This window comes from Arthrobacter sp. UYCu723, assembly GCF_054059215.1.
This window is the reverse complement of record NZ_JBSSBW010000001.1, coordinates 3673127-3695194: the sequence shown is the minus strand read 5'-3', so window position 1 is coordinate 3695194 and position 22068 is coordinate 3673127. Positions and strand designations below refer to the sequence as shown.

General features: G+C 66.2%; 23 protein-coding genes, 3 pseudogenes and 1 riboswitch. Of the genes and pseudogenes, 11 read left to right on the top strand and 15 right to left on the bottom strand.

What is annotated here, in order from left to right:
• Positions 1-12 precede the first annotated feature (12 nt).
• Both ACVWZ8_RS17315 and ACVWZ8_RS17310 read right to left on the bottom strand, forming a co-directional pair.
• Positions 13-204, bottom strand: coding sequence for a DUF1918 domain-containing protein (locus ACVWZ8_RS17315; RefSeq protein WP_426978167.1), 192 nt, complete (start codon positions 202-204; stop codon positions 13-15).
• A gap of 89 nt (positions 205-293) precedes the next feature.
• Entirely contained in the window at positions 294-1421 is a 1128-nt protein-coding gene (locus tag ACVWZ8_RS17310) for a serine hydrolase (RefSeq protein ID WP_456505316.1), read from the bottom strand.
• Between the two features lie 264 nt (positions 1422-1685).
• Here ACVWZ8_RS17310 and ACVWZ8_RS17305 point away from each other — a divergent pair, with 264 nt between their 5' ends.
• The 3 genes from ACVWZ8_RS17305 (at position 1686) to ACVWZ8_RS17295 (ending at position 3959) form a co-directional block, all read left to right on the top strand.
• On the top strand, positions 1686-2246 hold the full coding sequence (locus tag ACVWZ8_RS17305) for a dihydrofolate reductase family protein (protein ID WP_456505315.1): 561 nt from the start codon (positions 1686-1688) through the stop codon (positions 2244-2246).
• Positions 2247-2333: 87 nt separating this feature from the next.
• Positions 2334-3599, top strand: coding sequence for an APC family permease (locus ACVWZ8_RS17300; protein WP_456505314.1), 1266 nt, complete (start codon positions 2334-2336; stop codon positions 3597-3599).
• Between the two features lie 21 nt (positions 3600-3620).
• Positions 3621-3959 carry a YnfA family protein gene (locus ACVWZ8_RS17295; RefSeq protein WP_456505313.1) on the top strand — a complete coding sequence of 113 codons (339 nt, stop codon included), beginning with the start codon at positions 3621-3623 and terminating at the stop codon, positions 3957-3959.
• Positions 3960-4136: 177 nt separating this feature from the next.
• Here the strand turns inward: ACVWZ8_RS17295 and ACVWZ8_RS17290 are convergent, their stop codons facing one another.
• A complete protein-coding gene (locus ACVWZ8_RS17290) occupies positions 4137-4886 on the bottom strand; it encodes a hypothetical protein (RefSeq protein ID WP_456505312.1) in 750 nt (249 codons plus the stop codon).
• Positions 4887-4890: 4 nt separating this feature from the next.
• Positions 4891-5089: riboswitch (cyclic di-AMP (ydaO/yuaA leader) on the bottom strand.
• Between the two features lie 167 nt (positions 5090-5256).
• Between ACVWZ8_RS17290 and ACVWZ8_RS17285 the strand changes: the two genes are divergently transcribed.
• Positions 5257-5511: a hypothetical protein gene (locus tag ACVWZ8_RS17285; RefSeq protein WP_456505311.1), complete on the top strand. Its 255-nt coding sequence runs from the start codon at positions 5257-5259 to the stop codon at positions 5509-5511.
• A gap of 15 nt (positions 5512-5526) precedes the next feature.
• Here the strand turns inward: ACVWZ8_RS17285 and ACVWZ8_RS17280 are convergent, their stop codons facing one another.
• Positions 5527-6201: a DNA alkylation repair protein gene (locus ACVWZ8_RS17280; protein WP_456505310.1), complete on the bottom strand. Its 675-nt coding sequence runs from the start codon at positions 6199-6201 to the stop codon at positions 5527-5529.
• A 111-nt stretch (positions 6202-6312) separates the two neighbouring features.
• Between ACVWZ8_RS17280 and ACVWZ8_RS17275 the strand changes: the two are divergent.
• Positions 6313-7137, top strand: a pseudogene (locus ACVWZ8_RS17275) (DUF222 domain-containing protein); the annotation flags it as partial.
• Between the two features lie 42 nt (positions 7138-7179).
• Here the strand turns inward: ACVWZ8_RS17275 and ACVWZ8_RS17270 are convergent.
• A protein-coding gene (locus ACVWZ8_RS17270) for an IS3 family transposase (protein ID WP_456505309.1) occupies positions 7180-8390 on the bottom strand; the annotation gives its coding sequence in 2 pieces (ribosomal slippage) (positions 7180-8144 and positions 8144-8390; 1212 coding nt in all).
• 49 nt (positions 8391-8439) lie between these two features.
• Between ACVWZ8_RS17270 and ACVWZ8_RS17265 the strand changes: the two are divergent.
• From ACVWZ8_RS17265 to ACVWZ8_RS17255, 3 genes and pseudogenes are all read left to right on the top strand, one after another.
• Positions 8440-9084: pseudogene (locus tag ACVWZ8_RS17265) on the top strand (HNH endonuclease); the annotation flags it as partial.
• A 420-nt stretch (positions 9085-9504) separates the two neighbouring features.
• A complete protein-coding gene (locus ACVWZ8_RS17260; RefSeq protein WP_456505308.1) occupies positions 9505-10587 on the top strand; it encodes a glycoside hydrolase family 16 protein in 1083 nt (360 codons plus the stop codon).
• Positions 10588-10857: 270 nt separating this feature from the next.
• On the top strand, positions 10858-11034 hold the full coding sequence (locus tag ACVWZ8_RS17255; RefSeq protein ID WP_426978179.1) for a CsbD family protein: 177 nt from the start codon (positions 10858-10860) through the stop codon (positions 11032-11034).
• A gap of 87 nt (positions 11035-11121) precedes the next feature.
• On the opposite strand, the gene ACVWZ8_RS17250 is transcribed toward ACVWZ8_RS17255, so the two are convergent.
• Complete coding sequence (locus ACVWZ8_RS17250; protein ID WP_426978181.1) at positions 11122-13104, bottom strand: aconitate hydratase; 1983 nt, start codon at positions 13102-13104, stop codon at positions 11122-11124.
• 214 nt (positions 13105-13318) lie between these two features.
• On the opposite strand from ACVWZ8_RS17250, the gene ACVWZ8_RS17245 reads away from it, so the two are divergent.
• Complete coding sequence (locus tag ACVWZ8_RS17245) at positions 13319-13789, top strand: sensor histidine kinase (protein ID WP_426978183.1); 471 nt, start codon at positions 13319-13321, stop codon at positions 13787-13789.
• Here the strand turns inward: ACVWZ8_RS17245 and ACVWZ8_RS17240 are convergent.
• A complete protein-coding gene (locus tag ACVWZ8_RS17240; protein WP_456505307.1) occupies positions 13786-14310 on the bottom strand; it encodes a methyltransferase family protein in 525 nt (174 codons plus the stop codon). The genes ACVWZ8_RS17245 and ACVWZ8_RS17240 overlap by 4 nt on opposite strands.
• Before the next feature lie 106 nt (positions 14311-14416).
• Here ACVWZ8_RS17240 and ACVWZ8_RS17235 point away from each other — a divergent pair, with 106 nt between their 5' ends.
• Positions 14417-15331 carry a ribonuclease Z gene (locus ACVWZ8_RS17235; protein ID WP_426978186.1) on the top strand — a complete coding sequence of 305 codons (915 nt, stop codon included), beginning with the start codon at positions 14417-14419 and terminating at the stop codon, positions 15329-15331.
• A gap of 12 nt (positions 15332-15343) precedes the next feature.
• On the opposite strand, the gene ACVWZ8_RS17230 is transcribed toward ACVWZ8_RS17235, so the two are convergent.
• Positions 15344-16138, bottom strand: a complete 795-nt coding sequence (locus ACVWZ8_RS17230; protein ID WP_456505306.1) for a CPBP family glutamic-type intramembrane protease — start codon at positions 16136-16138, stop codon at positions 15344-15346.
• Between the two features lie 136 nt (positions 16139-16274).
• Between ACVWZ8_RS17230 and ACVWZ8_RS17225 the strand changes: the two genes are divergently transcribed.
• The gene (locus ACVWZ8_RS17225) at positions 16275-17195 is read left to right on the top strand and encodes a hypothetical protein (protein ID WP_456505305.1); all 921 of its coding nucleotides are present in this window, start codon (positions 16275-16277) and stop codon (positions 17193-17195) included.
• A gap of 7 nt (positions 17196-17202) precedes the next feature.
• Here the strand turns inward: ACVWZ8_RS17225 and ACVWZ8_RS17220 are convergent, their stop codons facing one another.
• The 7 genes and pseudogenes from ACVWZ8_RS17220 to ACVWZ8_RS17190 all read right to left on the bottom strand — a co-directional run bounded on the left by ACVWZ8_RS17220 (position 17203) and on the right by ACVWZ8_RS17190 (position 22051).
• Positions 17203-18177: a dienelactone hydrolase family protein gene (locus tag ACVWZ8_RS17220; protein WP_456505304.1), complete on the bottom strand. Its 975-nt coding sequence runs from the start codon at positions 18175-18177 to the stop codon at positions 17203-17205.
• Positions 18178-18259: 82 nt separating this feature from the next.
• Positions 18260-18547, bottom strand: coding sequence for a hypothetical protein (locus ACVWZ8_RS17215; protein ID WP_456505303.1), 288 nt, complete (start codon positions 18545-18547; stop codon positions 18260-18262).
• A 105-nt stretch (positions 18548-18652) separates the two neighbouring features.
• Positions 18653-18970, bottom strand: a pseudogene (locus ACVWZ8_RS17210) (aldo/keto reductase); the annotation flags it as partial.
• A gap of 42 nt (positions 18971-19012) precedes the next feature.
• Positions 19013-19798 (bottom strand): amino acid ABC transporter ATP-binding protein, encoded by a 786-nt coding sequence (locus tag ACVWZ8_RS17205; RefSeq protein ID WP_456505302.1) that lies wholly within the window; start codon positions 19796-19798, stop codon positions 19013-19015.
• The gene (locus ACVWZ8_RS17200; RefSeq protein ID WP_456505301.1) at positions 19785-20450 is read right to left on the bottom strand and encodes an amino acid ABC transporter permease; all 666 of its coding nucleotides are present in this window, start codon (positions 20448-20450) and stop codon (positions 19785-19787) included. Before ACVWZ8_RS17200 ends, ACVWZ8_RS17205 begins: the two co-directional genes overlap by 14 nt.
• Before the next feature lie 34 nt (positions 20451-20484).
• Positions 20485-21306 carry an amino acid ABC transporter substrate-binding protein gene (locus tag ACVWZ8_RS17195; protein ID WP_456505300.1) on the bottom strand — a complete coding sequence of 274 codons (822 nt, stop codon included), beginning with the start codon at positions 21304-21306 and terminating at the stop codon, positions 20485-20487.
• 130 nt (positions 21307-21436) lie between these two features.
• Complete coding sequence (locus ACVWZ8_RS17190; protein ID WP_456505299.1) at positions 21437-22051, bottom strand: hypothetical protein; 615 nt, start codon at positions 22049-22051, stop codon at positions 21437-21439.
• Positions 22052-22068 lie beyond the last annotated feature (17 nt).

Here is a 22068-nt window from a genome sequence, read left to right as displayed (position 1 = left end):
CAGTCGACGGCGTCAGCCTTTCTGGCTGCTTTCGACGACGAAGTCACCGCCCGGAAACAGGATCGTCTCGTGGCCGTCGTCGAACCTGACATGGTACGGCGGTGCCCCGTCGGCGCCCCTGACCTCGAGAATCTCACCGTGCCGGTCCGAAGACTCCACGGTGTGGCCCCGGATGATGATGCGGTCCCCTTGGGTTGCTTTCATTCCATTCACCTCCCTTGTCCAGCCTACGGTTGTCCGCCCCTCCATGGAACGGTCATCAGATCGGAACGGTCATCAGATCGGAACGGTCATCAGAACAGTCCGGCCGTGACGGCCTGCGTCAGCTCGTGGATGATCCGGGTTCGGGCCGCCATGTCCGACGTATTCTTGCCGAGGGTGTACACCACGAAAACGTAGGCCCTGTCCCCCTGGACGAGGATGCTGGCGTCATGCAGATTCCCGAAGAGCAGACCGTACTTGTGGAAGACATTAATGCCCGGCGGCACCGCGGCAGGGATGAGCGTTTCGTAGTTGGTGTGCTGCATGTATGAGAGCAGCTGGGCGGTGTGCTGCGGATTGAGCAGCTGGCCGGAGTAGAGCAAGGACAGCGTCTTTCCTGTTTCCGCCGGGGACAGGAGGTTTACGGTGCGGTCATAGCTGATGCCCAACGACGCCGCGTAGGCGGTCATCCCCTGGTTCCCGACGGCGCCCAGGATCAGCGCCCATGAGTCGTTGTTGCTCTGCTGGACCATCTGCCGGATCTGGACTGCGGCGGTGGACGAGCCCATCCGGGCCGTCAGGGAGGCACGATCGGTTTCCACCAGGTGGTAGTAGGCCGCCGCGGCCAGGATCTTGGCCGTGCTGGCGGCGACGAACTTGGTCTTATCCCCGTATTCGTGGACCACGCCGTCTTTCACATCGATGAGGGCCACCCCCACCTGGTACCGGCTGTTGGCCTCGATGATGGCGTTGATCGGGGCGTCGAAGGCGGGGCTGAAGGGCAGCGGACCCCGGTCCGGAGCCTCGACGACGAGCGGAGGCTCGCCGGCGGACGGAGACTCGACGGACGGAGCCTCGACGTCGGGCGGGGCCGCCGGGGAGACGGGCGCCTCCGCGGCCGGCGCCGGGGACGGCGCCGCAGCTGAAGCAGGGGCGGAAGGTGCCTGTTTTGCCGTAGCGGCCTCATTGGTCGCGGCGCTGGCCGTGCCCGGCGCGCCCGGGGCTGCGGTCACTGATGTTTCGGGCCGCGCGACCGCATCAGCGGGTACGCTGGACTGGATGGACACGTAGACGGCGGTCGCTGCAATCAGGGCCACGACCGCTGCGGCCGCCGTCAGGACCCGCGGAAGGAGCCTGCGGAAGTAACCGGGCGCAGGACTCTCTTCACCCTCGCTGTGGCGGGCTGAGCGGTAGTGCCGGCGCGGTTCCGTCGAATCCACCGCGTCTCATTCCCGGCACATGGAGGTTTGTCGGATATCGGGAAAGGGCCCCGTATCGGCTGACGCCACAAGTACGTTCGCAGGCATGCGTTCCCCCGAATGTAAAAGAATCTGCGGTGGACTTTAGATTTCCTGAATTGTGATGCAGGCTGGGCGGGAGCGCAAGGCGCAAACCTTGGAAAACCCTTGGGTCCGGCGGCTCACGCTCTGGACCGTTGCGGGGGTCAGCGGCGTACGCTGGGTCGGTGAACACGGAGGTCCGTAATGCGAAAAATCATCCTGATGATGCAGGTTTCCTTGGACGGGTACATGGAAGGGCCGGGCCGGGACATCAGCTGGCATATGGTCGACGACGAACTACACCGCCACGTCAACGACGAGCTCCGCACCATGGGTGCGTTCCTGAGCGGGCGGGTCACCCACGAGCTGATGGCCGGTTTCTGGCCGACGGCGGACAGTGACCCCGCAAACAGCGGCCCGATGAGCGAATTCGCCAGCATCTGGCGCGAAATGCCGAAAATCGTGTACTCCCGGACCCTGGAAACGGCGGGCTGGAACACCACGGTGGTGCATGACGTCGTCGTCGACGAGGTAACGGCGCTCAAGGCACAGCCCGGCGGTGACCTGGCGCTCGGCGGGGCGGACCTCGCCGCGACCTTCCGGCGCCTTGGCCTGATCGATGAGTACAGAATCTACGTGCACCCCGTGCTGATTGGCCGCGGCAAGCCCCTGTTCGGGCCCGCCGACGGCACCACCCGGCTCCGCCTGGACGAGAACCGCGGCTTCAGCAACGGCGTCGTGCTGCTTCGCTACACGACTACTTGAGGCCGAAAGGCCACGGTGCTCGCTAGATTTGGAACGCGCGGCCCGCTGGGCGGTCCGCCGTCGTCGTCCTCCAGGAAGGCCCCAGCGTTGAGTTCCCACCCCCGTCTTGCCCGCAGGCTGAACACCTTCGATGCGGTCGTCATAGGCCTCGGGTCGATGATCGGCGCGGGCGTGTTCGCCGCTTTCACGCCCGCGGCCCAGACGGCCGGGTCCGGACTCCTGATCGGCCTGCTGCTCGCCGCCATCGTCGCGTACTGCAACGCTACGGCTTCGGCCCAGCTTGCGGCGGAATACCCGACCTCCGGCGGGACATATCTCTACGGTCGGGAGCGGCTCGGCCCCTGGCCGGGGTTCCTGGCCGGGTGGGGTTTCGTTATCGGGAAGACGGCCAGCAGCGCAGCCATGGCCCTGACGTTTGCCGCCTATGCCGCGCCGGCCGGGTGGGAGCGGCCGGTGGCGATCGCCGCCGTCGTGTTGCTGGTTGCCGTGAATTACCGGGGCGTGACGCGCACGGCGGCCCTGACCCGGTTCATTGTGGTGGCTGTGCTGTTGGTCCTGGCTATCGTGGTGGCCGCCTGCTGGATCCCCGGCGCGGCTGATCCCCCGAAGCTGTTCGACGGCGGCGTCCTCACCCACGGCTGGTACGGAATCCTGCAGTCGGCAGGTCTGCTGTTCTTCGCCTTCGCCGGCTATGCCCGCATTGCCACGATGGGGGAGGAAGTCATCAACCCGCGCAGGACAATCCCGCGCGCCATCGTGATCGCGCTGGGGATCGCCGTCGCGGTTTATGCCGCCATCGCCGTCAGCATCCTCGCGGTCCTCGGCGCTGACGGAATTGCCGGCACGCCGGCCCCGCTTGCCGCCGCCGTCGCCGCCGGTTCCTGGCACTGGGCATCGCCGATCGTGCGGTTGGGTGCCGCACTGGCAGCGCTGGGCGCCTTGCTGGCCCTGATCGCGGGACTGGGCCGGACCAGCCTGGCCATGGCCCGCGAGGCCGATCTGCCCCGGTGGCTGGCCGCCGTCCACCCCCGCTTCAAAGTCCCGCACCGGGCCGAACTGGTCCTGGCGGCCGTTATCTGCGTCATCATCGGCGTCGCCGAGCTGCGCGGAGCCATCGGCTTCTCTTCCTTCGGCGTCCTCATCTACTACCTCGTAGCCAACGTCTCCGCCTACACCCAGAGCGGCGAAAACCGCCGGTACCCCAAGGCCCTGCAGCTCATCGGCGCCGTCGCGTGCGTGGTCCTGGTGGCAACCCTGCCGGTGGAGTCCGTGATCGCGGGGGTGCTGATGTTCGCGGCCGGCGTCGTGTACCGCGTGGTGCGCCTGCGCCTTGCGACAACCCGGAATCCCTGACCACGCTGCGATGATGAGTCGGTGACTATCGCAAAAACCGTCCTGTTGTTCGTGCTGGCCGCCGCGGCGGAGATCGGCGGCGCCTGGCTGGTGTGGCAGTCGGTGCGGGAGGGCAAGGACTGGTGGTGGGCCGGGTTCGGGGTGCTCGCATTGGGAATTTACGGTTTCGCCGCGACGCTCCAGCCGGACGCGCACTTCGGCCGGATCCTGGCCGCCTACGGAGGCGTGTTCGTCGCAGGGTCGCTGGCCTGGGGAATGGTTTTCGACGGCTTCCGGCCGGACCGCTGGGACATCGCGGGATCGGCGATCTGCCTGGTTGGAGTAGCGGTCATCATGTTCGCACCGCGCAACTCTGGTTAGGCGTGGTGCCGGGCCTGCAGCGCGGGTGCCGGGCCTGCAGCGCGGGTGCCGGTCTTGCAGCGCGGGCGGGCACGCAGAAGGCCGGTGATCCGCTGCCCCCAAGGCAACTGATCACCGGCCGCTTAAGCCGCTGGGCTCGTTATCCTACTGCGTAAAACCCTGCACGTTAGCCTTGCGTCAGACCCCGGCGCGGACGAACGTCACGGGGCCGGTGGCGGTGAGCCACGACAGCGGGTGCGCCATGGTTGCGTTGACACCGTTCATGCCACCGCTGACGGCCTGTCCGTTGCCGGCGTAGATGGCAACGTGGCCGGACTGGACGATCATGTCACCCGGCTGCGGAGTCGCCACCACCTTGCCGTACTTGAGGAACGCCGCCGGGCCGATGTCGCCTACCGGAATGCCGGCTGCGCCGAGGGCCTTTTCAACCATCGCGGTGCAGTCCTGCGTGATTCCAACCTGGCCGTAGGCGGCCGAAAGCAGCGCGCCGCTGACGCCGCCGGCCGCCGGGGCAGCGGCGGGGGCGGGGGCAGCTGCCTGGACCTGCACGGTAGCCTTAGGGGCTGCGGCAAGCTCCGGGGCGGCGGCGGGGACAGCTGCAGCCGGCTTGGGCTGTTCGACGACGGGCGCCGGAGTCGAGACCACGGCCGGACGCTCGAAGGCGATCTGAACAGTGGAATCCGCGTTGACCGGAGCGGAGACCTGATCCTTGACGTCAACGGACGACGCCGGTGCGGAGTTGCGCTCGGCGGGTGCCTGCGCCGCGTTGGCGGCCATGGCGCTGCTGAGTACCAGACCGGACGCTGCGGCGATCACGGCAGCCTGGCGGCCGATGGTGCCTGCATTGCCCGCAAATGCGGAGGAAATTGCCGAAAGCGGGCTCGTGGTGGCGCCACGATGGCGCGCGGAAGTATTGCTTGAAGTCATGAATGTAGCCTCTCCCAATGCCTGCGAGGTGAGCTGTCGGATTCGGATGGGAGGCACCCGGCCGCACTCGGGGCCCGCGTGGCGGGCCGTGCGGCTTCACCCCAAGACCTGCATATCAGCTGGTCAAAAAGTGGTTTCCCCGTCTCTGCCGGACGTTGATGCGAGTTACCCCGGGCCGCGGCAGAGTTAGGCAATCGGCTGGGGAGCGCCCGTATCGGAGACAACAGGCACCTAACAACGGTAACGGGATGATCACGGAATGTCACATTGAGGTAACGGGGCCGGGGTCCACCCGGGGCTTTTTCCCTCGGCATCGCCGGGCTCAGGCATAGGATGATGCCAGCAGCGATCCCTGAAGCGGAGGCCCGAAATGAACATCCACTCTGTCGCCATCTGCCAGCTGAGCGATCAGCCTCAGGAGGATTTTGACGTCAACACCGAGCTGCTGATCCTCGAAGGCCAGGAAGTCCGCGTCTCAACCTGGGACGCTGAGCCCCGCGACGGCGGTTTCGACGTCCATGTCCTGAACGACCGTGTGGATGCACTCGGCTTTATGGTGGTCACGGACTGGCAGTTCCTGGATGGCAAGGCCTACGCGGTTGTGGAGCGACGGTCCGACAGCTGATGCGGGACGCTTCCGTCACGTCCCGGTGGCCGTGAATTCCAGCTCTGGCCGGTGTTTCGCGACGTCGTCGAGCACCACGGCGACTGCCTCCCGGAGGAGGTCGGCGTCGGTATCGGCGTCCGCGTCCGCGTCGTGCCCCGGTGAGACGGCCAGCGCCGCCTTCGCATGGCCGACAAACTTGCGCCAGTCTCCCCCGCCGGCCCGGAGCGCCCGGAGCGGCGAGAGCAGGGCGGCGCGGCGCAGCCAGACGTCAGGTTCCCGGGCCCAGCGGTCCAGCACGCTGTCCGCTCGCACCCTGCCCAGCAGGTCCAGTCCCGAAACCAGTGGGCCGACGACGTCGACGGCGAGCGGATCGGCCAGCTCCCGCAATTGCGCGGTTCTCAGGAAGCCTTCAATCCGGGTCAGGTCCGCGTTGTCCAGCATGCGGACCTTGGACTGCAGCAGGACCACGGCCGCCAGCCGTCGCTCGAAAACCGGTACGGACCAAAGTTCTGAGCTCAGCGCGGTGATGTCATCATGCAGCAACTCGCGGTGGCGGCGCAGCGCGTCGCGGACAGTTCCGCGCACCGCTCCGACCGAGGCGCCATAGAAGCGCAGATCGCCGCCCACGCGTGCCTGCAACTCGTCCGCCCGGGGCCAGGACCCTTCGCGTTGCAGCGAGGAATCGATAAACTCGCCGGCGTCGCTCATGGGACCATTCTTTCGCATTGTTGTGGGGTCGCCGCGCCGGTTTCTCGGTGGCCTATCTCGCGGCTCATTCTGCCGGGTCTTTTTGTCTGACCCCGCTGGAAGACTGGGTTCATGGACGGCAAGCGGGAGCCCGAAGTGGTGGTTCCGGGAGGACATGGCGGCGCTGGAAGCGGCGTTACGGTCACGGATGTCGCCCGCCTTCTCGGTACTGTCCGCCCCTGTCACGCCCGCGCCTCCGACGACGACGGCGGTGCCGGGCTGATCGACCAGCTCCGGCAGCTGGAGGACCTGAAGTCCGCCGCGGCCGCACTGCAGGCCCGCATCGCGGTCGCCTTCGACCTGTCCCAGCGCCGCACCCAGCGCGCGCAGGGCGTTCCGGCGGCAGAGCTCGGCGCCGGGGTCGCGGCGCAGATCGCCCTGGCCCGGCGCGAATCCCCCGCCCGCGGCGGCCGGCTCCTGGGCCTGGCGAAAGCGCTCGTCACCGAGATGCCGCACACCCTCGCCGCCCTGCACACCGGCCAGCTCAACGAATGGCGCGCCACCCTCCTCGTGAAGGAAACCGCCTGCCTGAGTGCGGCGGACCGCTGCGACGTCGACGCCCGGCTCGCCGCCGACACCGGCACCTTCGCCGGCGCCGGGGACCGGGAGATCATCGCCGCCGCCCGGACCGCCGCCTACCGGCTGGACCCCCGCTCCACCACCCAACGCGCCAGCCACGCCGCCACCGAACGGCACGTCAGCCTCCGCCCCGCACCCGACACCATGGCCTACCTCACCGCACTGCTCCCCGTCGCCGAGGGCGTCGCCGCGTACACCGCCCTGAGCCGCCACGCTGACACGCTCCGCGCCGCCGTGGACCCCAGGGGCCGGGGCCAGCTCATGGCCGACGGCCTCGTCGAACGGACCACCGGCACCCCCGGCGGGATCACCGGCATTGCGGTCGTCAAGTTTTTGAGACAGTTTCGTAGTTGATTCGGGTTACGCGGCCAGGGTTTCCGGGTCGCAGGTTTGATGGGTAGCAAGGGCCGCTGTCGGAGGGATGCCGCCGGCCCTTCGGTTTGGCCGACGGCGGTTGTACCAGCCCTCGATGTATTCCATGACAGCGGTCCTCGCGGCAAGCCTGCTGCCGAAGGTGTGCTGGTGGTACATCTCGGTCTTCAGATGCGAGAAGAAATTTTCGGCGACAGCGTTGTCCCAGCACACCCCGACGGCTCCCATGGACTGGGTAACACGGTTCCCTCCACACCATTTCTGGAATTCGTCAGAGGTGTATTGGGAGCCGCGATCTGAATGAAAAACGACTGTTCCCCCGGCGAAGTACCCGTGGTCACGGGCCATTCCCAGCGCGTCGGTACACAGCCTGGCGCGCATGTGATCGGCCATGGCCCAGCCGATGACCATGCCCGTGCACAGGTCGATCACGGTGGCCAGGTAGAGCCAGCCCTCGCCGGTGCGCAGATACGTGATGTCCCCGCAGAGCCGGGTCCCGGGCACCAAGGAGGTGAAGTCCCGCTTCCCCTTTTGGTCGAGCATGTGATTGCGGATGTGCGCGGTCTTCGCCTGTGGGTCCTGCACGGTGGTCTGCTTCCACGCCCTGGTGCGTACGGCCCGCAGGCCCTGCTCGCGCATGATCGCCCCGACCGTCGGAGCGGCGACCTGCACGCCCTTGGCATTGAGCATCAGGGTCAGCTGGTCACGGCCGGCACGGCCCTTTTCCTGCTCGAACAGGTCAGTCACCTCGGCAACCAGGCGCTGGTGCCGGAGGGCCCGCGGAGACGGGCCCTCGGGGCTGCGCCACCGGTAGAACGAGGCCCGGGAGACCTTCAGGGCCCGGCACAACCAGACGATCGGGTGGTTCGCCTTCTCTGCTTCGATGAACTCGTAGAAATCCTCTACCGTTGCTTCGCTGCAAAGAAGGCGCTGACTTTTCCCAAAAAATCGACGTCCTGCTTCAGCTTGGCAATCTCAGCCAGCGCCTTCTGGTGCTCTTCCCAGGACACCGGCGCCTTCTCCTCGCCAGCGGTGAACCGTTCCGGATGATCCTCCCGGTACTTGCGCACCCAGTTCCCCAGCGTGCCTTCCAGGACGCCTATATCGAGGCACACCTGTGCGATCGGACGGCCCGAGGAGATCACCAGCTCAACGGCTTCGTCCTTGAACTGCTGCGTGTACTTCTTACGATCGGTCATGCGAGAAAGGGCTCCTAACAAGCTGTCTCACAAAACCATACGGCCGCACATCGAAATCCAGCTCATCATGACCGACCGGACCCTGTTCCAGGGCGACAGTGAACCCGCCCGCCTCCCCGGCTACGGCATCGTCCCCGCCGGCTGGGCCCGCGACCTGCTCAACGACACACGTGCCCAAAACGCGGCCGCCGGGGACGGCGGCACGCGGGACGGCGCAGGCGGAGGCCCGGCCGGTGACGGCACGCGGGACGGCAGCCGACGCGGGGACAGCGCAGGCGGCGACACAGAAGCAGGCGGAGACAAAGAATTGGACATCTGGCTCCGCTGGCTCTACACCGCCCCGGCAACCGGCGGCCTCATCGCGATGGACTCCCGCGCCCGGCTCTTCCCCGCCGGACTCCGCCGCTACATCCAGGCCCGCGACGACACCTGCCGCACCCCCTACTGCGACGCCCCGATACGCCACCTGGACCACATCATCCCCTGGCATCAAGCCGGCCCCACCACCAACAGCAACGGCGCCGGAACCTGTGAAGCCTGCAACCACACCAAAGAAACCCCCGGCTGGACCGCCAAACCGGCCCGAGGAGCCGACGGCACCAACAGGCACAGGCACACCCTCGAACTCCGCACCCCCACCGGCCACAGCTACCACTCCACTGCACCACCCCTGCCCGGGCACGGCGTTAGCTGATGCCTGCCAACGGCGCGAGCTCCGCCACGACGCCAAGGCCCTCAAAAACGCGCCCGTGCGAATGAGCCGACAGCGGCGTGCAGCATACCCCAGTCATCTTCATTCTGCCCGCACTTCGGTTTTACAATGAGGCCGTCTCCGCGACCCGATCCCGCTCCGGCGCGACCAGCTGCTGGACCAGCTGCTGGACCCGACGTCGGCGACTTGCGGGCGAAGGTTACGATCAGGTAACGTTGGCGCCTGGCCCTCAAGGTCTGGCCCGCACGCAGGGCCCCGGATGCCCCGCATGTCGGGCGCCGCTGCGCCGATCGGTGCCTGCTCGCTCCCGCCCAGTGCTGGGGGCTGAATGAAGCTTCGCGCATTCGTCATCGCCTTAGTTGCAGCTGTCGTTTGCGTCAGTCCTAAGCCCGGAGGGTTCCCTTGTTCAAGAAAATAGCCATCACGCTCACGATGGGCGCGCTGTCCCTGACGGGGTGCAGCATCGCTCCCGCAACAGATGGGGCTGGTGCTCCGCCAGCGGCTGGGCATGCTTCGGCGCCGGCCACCGCGCCGGCCAAGTCCGCCACTGCAGAGGCAAAGCCAGCGGCAACAACCCCAGCCCCGACGCAGACCGCTCCGGCCACCGACGCCGCCGTCGCACCCGGCACGGCCACCGCGGACGCGCCTGCTGCTGCTGCTACGGTCCCGGATGCGGCGCCAGCCGCGGCAGCGCCAGCTGTCGGTGCACCGGCCGCAGCAGCCCCGGCCGTGGCAGCGCCCGCCGTCGCCCCGGCCGCCCCAGCGCCCGCCGTTCCTGCCGCCCCAGCGCCCGCCATTCCTGCCGCCAACCAGGCAGCAGCTGCCACGCCGGGTAGCGGCACGCAGGCAGCCACCAACTTTGGTTGGGGCCCGGTTCTGGCTGGAGACGAGTTCTCCAACACCGGCGCCCCGGACTCCGCAAAGTGGAGTGTCTTCAAGGGTGCAGGACATTCGGGCAAGGGCGTCCGCAGCCCGCAGGCCTGGTCCATCGCCAACGGCTTGGCCACGGTAAATGGTGACGCCGCAGGTACCACAGGCGGCATGTCGGCGAAGTTTGCCCAGCAGAAGTACGGTCGCTGGGAAACGCGCATGAAGACCAACGCCCGGGACCCGAAGTACCATCCGGTCCTGATCCTTTGGCCCAACAACAACACGTCCGCTAACTGTGCCGAGATCGACTACGCCGAAGGCAGCACGGACACCGCCATGATGAAGTTCTTCCTGCATTACGCCTGTGACGGCAAGGATTTCCAGACCTACGCGGCTAAGCCGGTTGATAGCACGCAGTGGCACAACTATGCAGTCGAGTGGACCCCTGCCGGCATCACCGGATACGTCGACGGCGTGAAGACCTTCAGCGACACGAACCCGGCGCACCAGCCCACCGTGGGCATGCACCAGACCCTGCAGCTCGACTGGTTCCCTGACGGATCCGCCACCAAGGCTTCCCAGATGCAGGTCGACTGGGTCCGCGTTTACAAGTAACCCCAGCTTCGCCCCGCGCGAATTCCGGCTGCCCACCCCGTGAGTCCAACTTGCGGAGTGGGCAGCCGGTGGCGCTTCTTCTGGCCAGGCCAGTATTGCCCGACGGCAATTTCGCCCAGGGCACCCTTGTACCAGGGACGACTCTCCTCGCTCCGCGGGGGCTGTCGTCTTGAGGTCGGAAAGGGTGTTTTTGGGGCCGGTCCGTCCCTACAATTAATTGTCGGTTACTGCGGTGTTCACGCTGCGGGGCCGCTTACTAGGGAGGACATCATGGGTTGGGGTGACAAGATCCATAACGCTGCCGGGAAACTCCACGGTAGGGGCAAGGAAGCAGCCGGCGCGGCCACCGGTAATGACAGGCTCAAGGCCGAGGGCAAGGCCCGCCACTTCCGGGCCGATCTGAAGCAGGCCGGAGAAAAGATCAAGGACACGTTCAGGAAGCACTGATTCTTGAGCCGGAAAAGGGGTGCAGCCCGGACGGACTGCACCCTCCGCTGTGCTGCCGTCAACGCTGTGCTGCCGCCAACAGCGGGTTCAATCCGCGGCCTGTTGTGCAGCCCGCGCTCCCCGCTCGCGCAGCCACGGGATCAGGCCACCGGCAAGGAGCATCTCAACCTGACGCGTTGAGAGGGAATGCCGGACGGCGTATTGCTCGTCCCGGGTCTCGTTACGCACTTGGATCTCCGTACCGGTCAGGAGCGCGTCGCGCAGGCCTGTCAGCAGGAGCACATCTCCTTTCCGAATGCGGTGGCGATCGGCTGCGTCGGCGAACTCAAGCGCCAGCACCCCGAAATTGGCCAGGTTCTGCCAGTGGATTCGCGCGAAAGATACGGCCACCACCACGCGCAGCCCGAGGAACCGTGGGGTGATTGCGGCGTGCTCCCGCGAGGACCCCTGGCCGTAGTTCGTGCCGGCAACCACAATATGGCCGGAAGTCTCCCGGGTTTCCGCGGCCCGCGCAGGATAGGTTTCGTCTATTTGGGCAAAGGTGAATTCGGCTAGCTTCGGGATGTTGCTGCGATATGGCAATGCGCGCGCCCCGGCCTGCAGGATCTCATCCGTGGAGACATCATCACCCAGGACCAGGGCGACCGGTGCCTCTATGCGGTCGGCGAGCGGCCCGAACACCGGAAGCGAGGAGATGTTTTCGCCCTTGACCAGGGTCACTCCGGAGGCCTGCTCCGGAGGCAACGGCTCCTCCAGCATCGAGGTGTTCACGCTCGACACCGCGGGTATTTCGAGCCTGGGATACTCGAGACCGAACAGCCCCGTCAGGTCCCGCGGGTCGGTGATCGTTCCTGTCAATGCGGCCGCTGCCGCCGTCTCGGGCGAACACAGGTAGACCGAGTCTTCCTTGGTACCGGAACGGCCCGGAAAATTGCGCGGCATGGTGCGCAGGCTGTTGCTCCCATTCGCCGGCGCCTGGCCCATGCCTATGCAGCCCATGCATCCGGTCTGATGCAGCCGGGCGCCCGCGCGGATCAGATCCAAGGTGGCACCCATTTTCGTCAGGTCCTGCAGAATCTGACGCGAGCTCGGATTGACGTCGAAGGACAGGGCGGGCGGCGACTGGCGTCCCTTGACGATTGCGGCCACAATCGCGAAGTCCCGCAGCCCGGGATTCGCAGACGACCCGATCACCACCTGCGCCACCGGCCTCCCTGCGACCTCCCGCACAGGAACCACGTTGCCCGGCGAACTGGGGAGCGCTATGAGCGGCTCGATCGTGGCGAGGTCGATCTCCTCGGTCACGTCGTAGGTGGCATCGGCGTCGGCGAGGAGCTCGGTGAAATCGCCCTCCCGCTGCTCGGAACGCAGGAAGGCCCGAACCTGTTCATCGGCCGGGAAGACCGTGGTGGTCGCCCCCAGTTCAGCGCCCATATTGGCGATCACATGCCGGTCCATTGCGGTCAGCGTCGCCAGGCCGGGGCCGAAGTACTCAATGATCCGGTTGACGCCACCGTGGACCCCGTGCCGGCGCAGCATTTCGAGGATGACGTCCTTGGCGCTGGTCCACGGCGGCAGATTACCGGTGAGCTGCACACCCCAGATCTCCGGCATCTTGAGGTACAGCGGCTCACCCGCAATGGCCATGGCAACCTCGGTGCCCCCGACGCCGATGGCGAGCATCCCGAGCGATCCTGCGGCCGGGGTGTGGCTGTCCGAGCCGACCATGGTCTTGCCCGGGACGCCGAACCGCTGCATGTGGGTTGGATGTGACACCCCGTTGCCGGCTTTCGAGAACCACAGGCCAAACCGGCGGCAGGCCGAACGGAGAAAATCATGATCCTCGGCATTCTTGCTGTCGGCCTGCAAGAGGTTGTGGTCAACGTACTGCACGGACACTTCCGTGCGTGCCCTGTCGAGCGCCAGCGCCTCCAGCTCCAGCATCACCATGGTCCCTGTCGCGTCCTGAGTCAGGGTCTGATCTATATGCAGACCAATCTCGGACCCGGGAATCATCTCCCCCGCAACCAAATGGGAGGCGATGAGCTTCTGAGCCACACTGTATGCCACCGTGAGTTTCCTACTCGACTTCAGTGCCCGCCGGCGTCCGTCGGCAACGAGCCCACTAGGGCACTCCGCTCATTCCAAAGTAACCCACTCCGGGGACCGGGACCAGAGGCAAGAACGGACCCGATTACCCGGCGCCGCACCTTCTGGACGGCGGGCATGCACCGTCTCTGGCGGGCACCAGAAAATGCCAAGGGCGCAGGCGCACAGTGGAAGCATGAAATCACTACTCAGCGACGAAGTGGTGGCCGTACGTGGGGTCCTGACTGATACACATCCGGTCGATTTCCACACGCTCGGTGTCGCCGGAGCGATTGACCGAATTGCGCTTCCGCTGCGTGAACGCGGCACCGTGGTGCGCCTGGAGACTCCGCACCATGGGATGGAAGTGGACCGGAGGTCGGCAGTACTGCTGTACCGGGCGGCCCAGGAGCTCCTCAGCAACATCTACAAATTCGCAGATGCATCAGCGGTGACGGTCCGGCTGGGCTGCGTCAGCCACGCCGTGCAGCTGAAAGTGACCGACGACGGCGGCGGTTTCGATGTGCCGGCAGCCACCAGTGGAAGGCACTCCGGCATGGGGCTGCGCCTCATGCGCCTCGCCGTCGGCCTTGCCGGCGGTGAGATGACTATCGACTCGTCCGCCGCCACAGGAACGTGCGTGGTGATAACGCTGCCGCTGGATTAGCCTCGCCGCCATGGTGTCAGCCGCGGCACCCACCGCGGGACATTTTTACAGTAGACCTCATAGTCGACGCCGAATTTACGTGCCAGCGTCGGCTCCTCATACAACCTGACGAAGGCCACCACAGGAACGGCGCCCAGCGCCGCCAGGCCGAACAGCTTCGGCTGTCCCAGCAGGAGGCCCTGTCCGGTGACCACGGCCCCAATGGCCACGTACATGGGATTCCGCACGAACCTGTAAAACCCGCTAACCACTAAGTGTTTCGGCGGGGCAAAAGGGGCCGGGGTTCCGATTCCCTCAAGGGCGAACCGCACAAAGGAATTGGTGATCACCGCTGCGCCGGCGCCGATCAGAAGGACGCCTGCGCACTGGGCCACCAGTCCGCCCGGCACAGGCTGCTGCACTTTCCAGCGCGTCACCACCCACGGCAGCAGACCCGCAACGGTTGCGGGGGCGGCGGCGGACACAGCCGTGCCGATGGCCGCAAGCTTCTTGTCACGCGCTGCATCTCCGGACGCTGTCATGGTGACCATTCTGAACCGCCCAACGGTTGGCGACAAGGTAACCCGGAGCTGGGTATTGAGGGCGGACCGGTCGTGCATCCACCGAACGAGTGGGACACTCGGTTCCATGCGCGAACTCGTCGTCCTCGGCACCGCATCCCAGGTCCCGACGCGGACCCGCAACCACAACGGATACCTGCTTCGTTGGGACGGTGAGGGCCTGCTCTTCGACCCGGGGGAAGGCACCCAGCGGCAGATGATACACGCCGGCGTCGCGGCCTCGGAGATCACGCGTATCTGCGTCACCCATGTCCACGGTGACCACTGCTTTGGGCTGCCCGGCGTGCTTTCGCGGATGGCCCTCGACCGTGTGACGCATCCCGTCCGTCTGCACTATCCCGCCTCCGGGGAGGACATCATCTGGGCGCTAGTTGCCGTCGCCTCCCCCGGAATTGACCTGCGACTCTATCCGCACGGGGAGGCCGGCCCAATCGCGCCCGGCCTGGAAGTGCGGCCCCTGCACCACCGCATCGAGACATACGGCTATCGGCTCGTCGAGCCCGACGGCCGCACCCTCCTGCCGGACCGGCTGGCGGCCGCCGGGATCGCGGGGCCCGACGTCGGCCGCCTTCAGCACGAGGGAAGCCTGCGCGGCGTGCGCCTTGAGGACGTGAGCGTGCCGCGGCCCGGCCAGCGCTTCGCCTTCGTCATGGACACGGCGCCATGTCCCGGCGCCGAGGAACTCGCCGACGGCGTCGACCTGCTCGTGGCCGAGTCCACCTTCGGTGACGAGGACGCCCACCTCGCGGCGCAGTTCCGTCACCTGACGGCCGGACAGGCCGGCGCCATGGCGGCCGACGGCGGTGTGGGCACCCTCGTCCTCACCCACTTCTCGTCGCGCTATCCGGACGTGGGCCCTCTCGCCGAACAGGCCAGGGCCCGCGCCGGCGGGGCGGCCGTCGTGGCCGCGAACGACCTTGACCGGATCGCGTTCCCCAACCGGCGGCCAGGTTCCCAGCCTGGGGGCGAAGCCATTGGATAGTCGCCCCGTCCCTCAGTAGATGAAGATGTTGATCCAAGCCCGGTTGTGGGCGTGAATCAGGACCAGGAAAAGCACCAGGTCGAAGAGCAAGTGGACGCACACAATGTAGGACACGGATTTCGTCCGCGTGAAAAGGAGCGCCTGGACGAGGGCGAAGGGGAAGATGAACAACGGCGCCCACACGTGGAAACCCAGTTCCCACAGAAACGAGGTGAATAGCACGGCCTGCAGCACGTTGGCCTGTGCCGCGGGCAGATGCCGGCGCAGGAGCACAAAGACGGTGCAGACGAAAAACAGCTCGTCCCAGATCCCCAGCACATTGGTACCCAGAAAGAGCCGGATGATTCCTTCCGGGTCCGAGACCGCGGGCCAGTTGCGGTAGACGCCCGTATTGACCATGTACGCCGGAAGTAGCGCGTAGCCTATGACGACGACGGCCGGCAGGTACCATTTCTCCGCCCGCGTCCACGCCTGCCCGGTACGCACGGGGAACCTGACCGCACGGTCCTTGAAAACAAAGCGTGAAACCGAGTACGGAACTCCCACGGCCAGGATCATGGCCGAACCCATGACCAACATGTGCCCCGTGCTGATATCGGTTGTGATCGGGACAAGGCTGATCGCCACGAGCCCGGCCGCGATGAGGGCCAGATCCCGCAGGAGCCCCCAACTGCTGAACCCTGCCAGCAAGAGCGCCACGGCGAGAAGGCCAAAGCCGGCGATGTCCTGTTCCAGCACGAACAGGACAAAACCCGACAACGACACCAGCGCCGAGGAAATCAGCTCCAGGGTATTTCCGTGCCGCATTTGAGGGCCGTCCTGCCAGTCCGTGACGCTGCCAGTATGAGTGCCGATCCGGCAACAGGCAAGGAGCCCTGGAGCCCTGGAGCCCTGGAGCCCTGGAGCCCTGACCATGGAGGATCCTGGCGACTAAAATTTTGTTATGTCCCTGCACGCCTTGCGTAGGACTCTGCTGCTGATAGCCCTGGTCGCCGCATTCACGGCGCTGCCGTCAGCCGCCCACGGCGCAGCCCAGGAAACCTCACCGTGCGCAAAGCTGACGGCCCGCGAGGTGAAGTTTTCTACCGGTGACGCCAGCCGGGTTGTCTTCGTTACCGCCACGGACTTCACGCAGAACGCCGTACTGATCACAGGGTGTGTCAGGGGCACCGACGGGTACGCGCCGGAGTGGCAGGCGACGGGCTTTATCGGCGAGAACGGATTCGCCCCTGAGGGCATGCTGAGGGAACGTGAGTACCGGTCACCGACAGGCTCGTTCACGGCGACGGAGGCGCTCGGTCTTGCCGATCCGGGGACCAGGCTGACGTATCACGTGGTCAATCCGAGGTCGCGCTGGGGTGGCCCGGGAAGCCCCACCTACAACGACTACCTGGAGGGCGGGTCGCCCGCGGACGAGAACCTCTGGTACTGGGCGAATCAGGGCACCTACGCCCAGGCCGCCGTCATCAACTACAACCGCCTCCCGGACTCTCCTCCCGTGCCCGGTGCCGACTACGCAATCTTCTTCGGCGCGGGAAACAGGGTTTCGGCAGGGTGTGTGTCGACCACACTGGAAACGTCCACGCAGGTCGTGAAAACGCTGGTGCCGGGAGACAGATTCATCATGGGCGTGGTCAGCGACGTCTTCCTTCCTGCCGCGCCTAGCGTTGCGGCACCTCCCACATCTTCAACAGCCACACCGGTTGTTCCCTCCCCCGCGGCGTCCGAGGCCAGGAGCGCCCCGACGTCAGAAACGAGCGGCGCAGACCTCCTCCCCTTGGGGATACTGCTGGTCGCCGCTGGCGGCACTGCCGTGTTCGTCTTCTTCGTGCTGAGACGGCAGGAGAAAGGCCGGCGGTCGTAGGGCGCCGTCAGACGTACTGTCCGAACCAGGCCAGTGTGTCGTTCCAGGCTGCCGTGGCCTGCGCCTCAACGTAGCGGTCTCCAGTGTCATTGTGGAACGCGTGGTCGACGCCGGGATAAACGGTGAGCTTGTGGCGGACATTGGCGGCGGCCAGGTCCGCCTCGAGGGCCGGCATGGCGCTGGTGATCCGCTGGTCGAGTTCGGCGTACACGCCCAGGACCGCCGCTTTGATGGCCGGGACCTTGGACAGGTCGGGAGAGGGTCCGTAAAACGCCGATGTGGCCTTCAGCCCGGGCAGTTCCGTCGCCGCCTGCCAGGTGATGCCGCCGCCAAAGCAGTAGCCGTTCATCGCGATCCGCCCGGAGTCAACAAAGTCCTGGGACTTCAAGTAGTCGAAAGCAGCGGCGAAATCGGAAACGTGGCGGTCCGCTCCGGCCTTGGTCAGCGCCGCGGGGACGGCATCCCGGTCCAGGGCCTCCGTGCCGCCCTCCCTGCTCAGCAGGTCCAGCGCGAGGGCCGAATATCCTCTCTGGGCGAAGCGGCGTGCCACGTCCTTGATGTGCAGGGTCAGCCCGCGGTTCTCGTGGCAGACCAGCACGGCGGGGCCCTTGGTACTCCCCTCCGACCGTGCCAGGTAGGCGCTGATGTCGGCGCCGCTGGCGGGGAACTTTACCGTGGAAGTCACCAGCCCTGATGCGCCCTCGGGAATGGAAAGCGGGCTCTTGGCCCCCGGTACGGCGCCGCCGGTGGCCGCGGCGGTTGCGGCGGGCGAGGACGGATTGGCGGCCGGCATGGGTTCGGTGCCGCGCGGAACTTCATCCGGCGTGCAGCCGACCAGCAGCATCGCGGTCGCGGCTGCCGCCATGCTGCCGGTGATGAACGCGACGCGCCGCGTGAACGTGCGCTGGGTCATGGCGCCGGCGCGGTAATCGTCGAAGAATTCCTCGATCAGGTACTTCTCAAACTTGCCAAGCTGGGTCACGATGCCTCCTGGAGTTTGCCGCATATCCTCCTCCGAAGTCCGGCGAGCGGCAAGAGGCGCCGTGCGATCGGCAGACCCTGATTCAAACCAGGGTCTGTGTTGCCGCGCCCTGTGCTTCCTGGTAATTCTCCTCGTACCTTTCATCGCGCAGTTCGTCGTACGGCAGCCCTCCCGGGAGTGAGCCTTTGTCCAGCCCGAGCAGGATGAGGTGGCGCAACGGCGGCCGCCCGTCTGCAGCGGCAGCCGCCGCGGCCGGTGCCGGCTGCGTGATCCGGGCACTCGCCATCTCGTCAATCCCGGACGCGCCGGCCGCCCCAAGGAGGGCAATGGCCATGACCGCGAGTCCCGGCACCAGGAACTTGTTCCACATTTGCATCGATCTCCTCCCAACCTTCATCGACCAATCGTGGTCCACCCGCATTGGTACAGGGTCGGAGACTTCCAAGGATTGGCTGTGAAAGCCCGGCGGTGCCGGCTACATCTGGCTGAACGCGGCGACGGCGGGATCGGCGCCGACGCGGGCGCCGGACTCCAGAGCCGTGATTTCGGCGACTTCGGCCGGCGTGAGCGAGACGGCCACGGCGCCCAGGTTTTCCCGCATGCGTGCGGAGTCGGCCGACTTCGGGATGACGATGGTGCCCTGGGCGAGATGCCACGCGAGCACAATCTGGGCCGGTGTCGCACCGTACCTGGCGGCGAGGGATGCCACGGGGGCCGCACCCAGGTCGGCGCCCTGGCCCAGCGGGCTGTACGCCTCCACGGCAATGCCCACGGCCCGGCTCTTGGCGGCCAGCAGTTTGCTCGGGTTGGTCTGCTTGGAATATACCTGCACGGGTCAGAACGGGTTCAGCAGCCGGTCCACGAACTGCCGGGTGCGTTCCTCCCTCGGGTCGCGCAGCACGGTGTCAGGGTGGCCGCGTTCGACGACGACGCCTCCGTCCATGAAGATGACCTCGTCGGCAACCTCCCGGGCGAATGCAAGCTCGTGGGTGACCACCACCATGGTCCAGTCTTCGTCCGCCAGCTCCTTGATGACCGTCAGGACGTCACCCACCAACTCCGGGTCCAGTGCCGACGTCGGCTCGTCAAAAAGCAACAGCTGAGGGCGCAGGGCAAGTGCACGTACGATGCCGACACGCTGCTGTTGCCCACCCGAGAGCTCGAAGGGATAGCTGTTCTCCTTGTCGGCCAGGCCGACGCGGGCCAGTAGCTCCCTGGCCTCTTTCATAGCCTCCGCCTTGGGCCGCTTCTGCACCTGGACCGGGCCCTCGATGACGTTCTCCAGGGCGGTCTTGTGCGGAAAGAGATTGTAATGCTGAAATACCATGGCGCTGCGGTCCCTCAGTGCGGCCAGCTGCTTCTTCGACACCGGTGCGGAGAAGTCGGCGGTGAGTTCGCCTGCGAACGCCACCACGCCGGCGTCGGGCACTTCCAGCCCGTTGAGGCACCGCAGGACCGTCGTCTTGCCTGACCCCGACGGCCCGATCAGGGTGACGACCTCGCCCCGACGGACGTCCATGTCGATGGATTTCAGCACTTCATGCCGGCCAAACGCCTTGCGCAATCCCCGTACGGTGAGTATCGCGTCGGCGTCCGGGAGCGTGGAGTCAGTGAGCGACATAGCGGTCCAATCTCTTCTCCAGGACGGATTGTCCGCCGGCGAGGACCAGGCAGATTATCCAGTAAATGACGGCTGCCTCCAGATACAGCAGCATGAACTCCTGGCTGAAGGCCGCCACCTGCTGCGCCTGGCGGAACAGTTCGGTCACGAGGATCAGGGAAGCCAGCGACGTGTCCTTGACCAGGCTGATGAAGGTGTTGGACAGGGGCGGGACCGAGACGCGCGCGGCCTGCGGCAGGATGATCCGGACCAGTGACTGCCGGCGCGACATGCCGATGGTGTGTCCCGCCTCCCACTGCCCCTTGGGCACAGACAGGATGGCCGCCCGAATGACCTCTGCCGCGTAACCGCCCACGTTCAGTGAGAACGCGATGATCGCACTGGGCCAGGGGCTGATGGTCAGTCCGATGGAAGGCAGTCCATAGAAAATGACGAACAGTTGGACCAGGAGGGGTGTGCCGCGGATGACTGATATATACATGCGGGCGACCGCGGCGAAGACGGGATTATGGCTCAGCCGCATGAGGGCTATCAGTAGGGCCAGCAGCAGGCCAATTCCAAAGGACGCCAGCGCCAAGGGAACTGTGCCCGTGACCGCGCCAATCAGGATGGGTCCCAGCGACCCCCACACCAGATCCCAGTTGATGGTCATCTAACGCAGCCTTCTCCGACGGCCCGCCTTCCCGCTACTTCGTGACGTCCGCGTCGAAGTACTTCTGGGAAATTTTGGTCAGGGTGCCGTCGGTCTGCAACTCGCTGAGGGCCTTGTTGACGGCCTCCGCCAGGCTGGTTGATCCCTTGCGGAAGGCGAAGGCGCTCAGGGACTTGTCCGTGGTTTCGGCGGCAATCTTGATGCTGCTGTCATGTTCGGCCTTCTGGTGGTCCAGGTACGTCAGTTTGTCGTTGACGGTGGCGTCGACGCGCCCCTGCTTGAGCAGCGTGATCGCCTGCGCCCATCCCTCCACGGCCTCGACATTGGCGCCGCTTTGTTGCGCCAGCTTGTACCAGTTGCTGGTCAGCGACTGCGCAGTGGTCTTGCCCTTGAGGCTGTCGAAGGAGCTGACGCTGTTGTTGTCTGTCTTGGTGACAATCACGCCTGTGCTCACGGTGTAGGGCGCCGAGAATTGGTACTTCGCTTTGCGTTCGTCCGTGATCGAAACCTGGTTGGCGACGACGTCGAACCTCTTGGCGTCCAGGCCGGCAAAGATGGCGTCGAACTGCGTTTCCTGGAAGGCCGGCTTGACGCCCAGCTTGTCAGCGACGGCCGTGATGATCTCCACGTCATATCCGGTCAGTTCACCGCTGCCGTTGGCGTGGAATGTAAAAGGTTTGTACGTTCCCTCCGTGCCGATCTTGAGCGTGCCTGCGCTCGTGACGTCACTCAAAGACGTGTCCGCGCCGGCTGCCGGAGCCGAGGTGGACGGAGCGGTTGACCCCGACCCGCAGCCGGCCAAGGCCAGTGCTGCAGCTGCAATAAGACCGATAGCGGAAAGTCGTGTGCGCTTCATGATGGTCCTTCGTCGTGGAGCCGGAAGGGGCTCGCCCGCTGCGCCGCATGGCGGCAGTCCACTAGCGACGATAGCAAGATCTCCCCTCGGCGAATACTGCACGGTGCCTGCCCTTGTCCGTGGCTGGCATTCACCGGGTCCTGACAGGCACTTCTTCGTAGGTAATGTAACCGGTCCGGTCCGGCAGGAACCGGTGCCTGCGGCGCCTCACCGGGCGGTAGGTGTGGCCGAGGGGGTCCTTTACCCGGATGTCGTCCAGCTGGGCCTCGGCGGCCAGACGCTGATCAACGTCCCGCAGGCTTGACCGGCGGACGGTGATGCCGCCGATGTCAAAGGTCCACGGTCCGGGGGCCGGGCTGTAGCCCTGACTGAGTTCGAGGGTTTCGAACAGGCCGGACACCAACGCGTTGAGCGTAGCGGGGTACAGGCGCCTCAGCCGGTGTTCTTCCGGATGGATCTCCCACGCGTCCGTCAATGCCCGGAGCAGCCAGTGAAACTCGACCGGACCGTGGTCCTCCCCGAGAATCAGGTGACGGTCCCGGTCCAGGGCGAGATCATAGGACTTGCCGCTGCGGTCGAGGATGCACGCCGCTTCCGCCACGTACTCGAAGGCCGCGGCGAGGTCTTGTTCGGACGGATAATACGAAAACGCGCCGCTGTCGTCGACGGCGACGAAATCCCGGGGACCGTTGACAGGTGCCGGGCCGCCGGGCTGGTCCGGTTGCGATCGAGACGTGGCATCCATGACGGTTCCTGCTTCAC